Annotated in this window: 5 protein-coding genes and 1 pseudogene; 1 reads left to right on the top strand and 5 read right to left on the bottom strand. The window is 62.9% G+C overall.

Going from position 1 to position 4,193, the window contains the following annotated elements; genetic code table 11:
- The 5 genes and pseudogenes from ACRCSW_RS03285 to ACRCSW_RS03305 all read right to left on the bottom strand — a co-directional run.
- Positions 1–293: pseudogene (locus ACRCSW_RS03285) on the bottom strand (hypothetical protein); the annotation flags it as partial.
- Positions 290–1,123: a taurine ABC transporter ATP-binding protein gene (locus ACRCSW_RS03290; protein ID WP_438702564.1), complete on the bottom strand. Its 834-nt coding sequence runs from the start codon at positions 1,121–1,123 to the stop codon at positions 290–292. The gene ACRCSW_RS03290 and the pseudogene ACRCSW_RS03285, both read right to left, overlap by 4 nt.
- A gap of 25 nt (positions 1,124–1,148) precedes the next feature.
- Positions 1,149–2,135, bottom strand: coding sequence for a taurine ABC transporter substrate-binding protein (tauA, locus tag ACRCSW_RS03295; protein WP_438702565.1), 987 nt, complete (start codon positions 2,133–2,135; stop codon positions 1,149–1,151).
- Positions 2,132–2,908, bottom strand: a complete 777-nt coding sequence (locus ACRCSW_RS03300; protein ID WP_438702566.1) for an aspartate/glutamate racemase family protein — start codon at positions 2,906–2,908, stop codon at positions 2,132–2,134. The genes tauA and ACRCSW_RS03300 overlap by 4 nt, the downstream gene beginning before the upstream one ends.
- A 44-nt stretch (positions 2,909–2,952) precedes the next feature.
- Positions 2,953–3,975, bottom strand: a complete 1,023-nt coding sequence (locus tag ACRCSW_RS03305) for a D-cysteine desulfhydrase (protein WP_438702567.1) — start codon at positions 3,973–3,975, stop codon at positions 2,953–2,955.
- Between the two features lie 110 nt (positions 3,976–4,085).
- On the opposite strand from ACRCSW_RS03305, the gene ACRCSW_RS03310 reads away from it, so the two are divergent.
- On the top strand, positions 4,086–4,193 hold a 108-nt coding region (locus ACRCSW_RS03310; RefSeq protein WP_438702569.1), incomplete at its 3' end, for a LysR family transcriptional regulator.

Raw genomic sequence — 4,193 nt, forward strand, 5'->3', positions numbered from 1 at the left:
ATGCCGACATGTTCGATGAACGGCGTGTTGGTGAAGCCTTCGTTCCAGACCTGGACGAACTTGGCCAAGACAGCCTGGGGCGAAGGCAGGAACAACGGTTTGACCCAGCCCATCGTGGTGACCAGCCACCAGACGAAGATGATACCGACAATCGACATGACCGACAGCCAGAGCGTATCGCCCTGTCCCGGAACACCATAGGTCTCGCCCGGTTTTGTCGCCCGAGCTTTCATCAGGAAAAAGAAGATGCCTTTCTTCTTCGATTGCGTGTTGGGATAGGAATGTTCGGTCATGCCGCAGCCTCCTCATCCGAGAAAATGATTTTCAGGACGTCCTCGCGCAGTGCGATGAACTCGCGGCTGGCCTTGACCTCACGCGCGGGTGCGCCTGCAAGGAACTGCCGAGAGAAGGGCAGGTCGAACCGGTGCGCGATGCGGCCGGGGCGGGGGGACATCACGATCAGTTTGGTGCCCATGAAGAGCGCCTCTTCGACCGAATGGGTGATGAAGAACACCGACTTGTTGGTGGTGTGCCAGATGTTCAGGATCAGTTCCTGCGCCTTTTCCCGTGTGAGCGCGTCCAGCGCGCCCAGGGGTTCATCCATCAAAAGAACCTTGGGGTTGCAGGTCAGTGCGCGGGCGATGCCGACCCGCTGCTGCATACCGCCCGACAGCATGTAGACGCGCGAGGTCTCGAAGTCCTTCAGGCCAAGAAGCTTGATGAAACCGCGTGCGATCTCGTACCGGTTGCTCTCGGCAACGCCCTGAAGTTTCAGGCCGAAAGCCACGTTGTCCAGGACGTTCAGCCAGGGCATCAGCGCGTGTTTCTGGAACACAACCGCCCGGTCCGCGCCCGGCCCTTGAACCTTCGATCCGTCCAGCAGGATTTCACCCGAGGATGGCGACAGGAACCCGGCGATCAGCGAAAGCAGCGTCGACTTGCCGCAACCCGAGGCCCCAAGCGCCACGACGAAATCGTCATTCACGATGTCGAGGTCAATCTTTCGCAACGCCTCGACCGGCGGCCGTCCGTCTGCGGTCGGGTAGATGACCGATGCTTCCCTGATGTTGAGCCCCATCTTTTCCCCCATGCGGCTTGTGACGTTGCCGGAGGCGGGGATCACCCCGCGTCCGGCATGGGAGCAGGTGTTACTTCGCCGCCTCCGCGATGGTGGTGTTGACGAATGGGGCGTAGTCATCGCCTGCCGCGTCGATCCGGCCCGCCTTGACCAGGAAATCGGCGGTGGTCTTCATGTTGGCCGCAGCACCACCCAGCCAGGTGTCGCTCATCTGGTCGGCCAGCGGGATGAAGGTGAAGCCTTTCAGGATGTTCGGCACCTGATCGGGGGCGGCACCCGTCATCTCGGCGATCTTCTTCACCGGATCGCTGTCGGCAGTCCAGGCGGCGGGATCGGCGAGATAGGCCATGTTCGCCTCGTTCATCGTTTTGGCGAAGGCCACCATCGCATCGGCATTTGCCGCCGCGAATTCGGTGTTCACAACCCAGCCGTCAAAGGTCGGGAAGCCCCAGGCTGCGGTCTGGTCAGCACCCACGATGAAGGTGCCGGTCTGCAGGATCTGGTTCTGCACCGGCTCCCAGATGAAGGCCGCGTCGACCTGACCGGAATCCCAGGCCGCCGCGATCTGGTCAGCGGGCAGGTTCATGATCGTGACATCGGTCTCGGCAATGCCCGCATGGGTCAGGGCGCCCATCAGCGAATAATGCGCGGTCGAGCCAACCGGCACGGCGATGCGCTTGCCCTTCAGGTCTTCTACCTTGGTGACCCCGGAATCGGCCTTGGCGATCAGGCTTTCGGCGGTACCCAGACCCTGCGCAATCATGAAGAGCTGGATTTCAAGGCCCTGGCTGGTGCCGATGGACAGGGGCGAAGAGCCAAGCTCTGCCACCTGGACATCGCCCGAGGCCATTGCGGCGATCACTTCGGTGCCCGAACCGAACTGGCGCCATTCGATGGTCCAGCCGGTGGCCGCATCGAACTTGCCCTCGGCTCGGGCGACCTGCATCGGCGTGGGGCTGCCGAAATGGCCGATGATCACGTTTTCGGCGAGGGCAGCCCCGGCAGTCAACGCCAGGGTTGCCGCACCGATCATCAGGCGCTTGAGAGTGGAAGTCATGGTGTCGTCTCCTTGTTGGGATGTGAACTGGGCGCATTTGCGCTTCTCGTTGGCGGCTGTTTCTCCGCCTTGTCGGTGCCCGTGCCATGCGACGTGGCAAAGGTTATGATGCCGCTGACCAGCTGGTCCAGCGTGTCGAAAGCCTTGGCGCCGGAATCGACGGCCCCGGCGATCAGCGAAAACTCGGTGCAGGCGATCATTTGCACCCGCGCGCCACGGGCCAAGAGGTCGGTGGAGGCCGCGGCAAGCGCCGTTCGCGCCTCGGTCGTGGCGCCCTTCGCCTTGATGCTGCGAATGGCGACAAGCATCGCGTCTTCGTTCTGCGCATAGGCCGGGGTCAGGCTTTCTTCGGCAAACGCGCGGTCGAAAAGGCCTATCCGGCGCACGGCTGGCGAGGCGAGGATGCCGACCATGGCACCCTTGCCCGCCAGTCCCGCAGCATGCGCTACGGAGAGCGCCACCATGTCGATCAGCGGAATCGTGACCGCCGCGCAGATGGCGGGCGCATAATGATGCGCGGTGTTGCAGGGCATCGCCAACGCCTCGGCTCCCGCCGCCTCCAGCCGCCACGCCATGGCGGCGAGCACGGGGCCGGGGTCATCGCCCGTCCGCTCAATCAGATGGCGGATGCGTGAGGGGACCTGGGGGTTCTGGTCGACGATCAGCGGAATGTGGTCGGCATCGTCTCGGGCGGGGGCGGCGGCGATGATCTTCTGCATCAAGAGCACCGTCGCCTCCGGCCCCATTCCGCCGATGATGCCCACCCGCCTCATGCCGCGCGTCTTTCCGGTGGAGTGATGCGGTCTGGGGCCATCGGCTATTCGGCCGCCTGCCGTGAGGTGTCATCGGCAAAAACCGCGTCATAGCCGAAAAGCGCCACTGATCCGCCGGTATGCAGGAACACGACGCGCTGACCCTTCTTGAAATGACCCTTGCGGCAATAGTCGATCAGACCGGCAGCCCCCTTGCCCGAATAGACCGGGTCCAGAAGGATGCCTTCCAGTTCGGCGAACATCCGGATCGCCTCCAGCGTATCGGCCTGGGGCACGCCGTAGCCGGGGCCGACATAGCCAGTGTCGGCCACCACATCGCCCCGCTGCACCACGCCGGGGCAGCCCAGCTTCTCGGCGGTCTTCACAGCCAGGTTGAAGACGTTTTCCTCTTGCTTGGCCTTGGGCGCCCGCACGCCGAAACCCAGAAGCGGGATGCCCGCATTGATCGCCTTCAGCCCGACGATCAGCCCGGCTTGAGTGCCCGCCGACCCCGTCGCCGTCACCAGATGGTCGATCACCAGCCCCCGGTCATTGGCCTGGCCCACCAGTTCGAACGCGCAGTTGACATAGCCAAGCGCGCCCGTCGGATTCGATCCGCCGCCCGGAATGATATAGACTTTGCGCCCCGCCGCGCGCATGCCCACCGCCACTGCCTCCATCTCGGCCTGCATATCGACGCCACCCGGGCGCTTTTCCGTGGCCGCCCCGTGCAGGTGATCCAGCAGCACATTGCCGTTTTCGTTGTAGTTGTGGTTGTTCGATCCTGTCCGGTCCTCAAGCAGGATATGGCAGGCCATGCCAAGTTTGGCAGCAAAGGCTGCAGTCTGGCGCGCGTGGTTCGATTGCGTCGCCCCTTGCGTCATGACCACATCTGCGCTCATCGCCTGCGCCTCGGCCATCAGGAACTCGAGCTTGCGGGTCTTATTGCCCCCCGTTGACAGGCCGGTGCAGTCGTCTCGCTTGATCCAGATTTCGGGCCCGCCGAGTTCGCGGCTCAGACGGTCGAGCCGTTCCAGCGGCGTCGGCAGATGTGCCAGAAAGACGCGGGGAAACCGGGAAAGATGCATTTGGTGAGTCCTGCTGAAATATGCGTGATGCAACAATTACAGAGCGCAATCTCTAATGCAAATTCGAAGTAGTCGATATAAGATGCAAGAAACGCAACTTATGAAGTCTCATGCGGCTCGAATGGCTCGAAGATATCCTCGCGGTTGCCGAAACCGGTTCCTTCAGCGAGGCGGCGGAAAGGCGGCACCTGACGCAGTCGGCTTTTTCGCGCCGGATC

Source organism: Tabrizicola sp. (genome assembly GCF_051645465.1).
Classification (GTDB): Bacteria; Pseudomonadota; Alphaproteobacteria; order Rhodobacterales; family Rhodobacteraceae; genus Tabrizicola.

What these genes read in the sequence shown, in the direction of transcription:
- tauA (WP_438702565.1), bottom strand. Translation starts at nt 2,135, where the DNA reads ATGACTTCCACTCTCAAGCGCCTGATGATCGGTGCGGCAACCCTGGCG.
- ACRCSW_RS03300 (WP_438702566.1), bottom strand. Translation starts at nt 2,908, where the DNA reads ATGAGGCGGGTGGGCATCATCGGCGGAATGGGGCCGGAGGCGACGGTG.
- ACRCSW_RS03305 (WP_438702567.1), bottom strand. Translation starts at nt 3,975, where the DNA reads ATGCATCTTTCCCGGTTTCCCCGCGTCTTTCTGGCACATCTGCCGACG.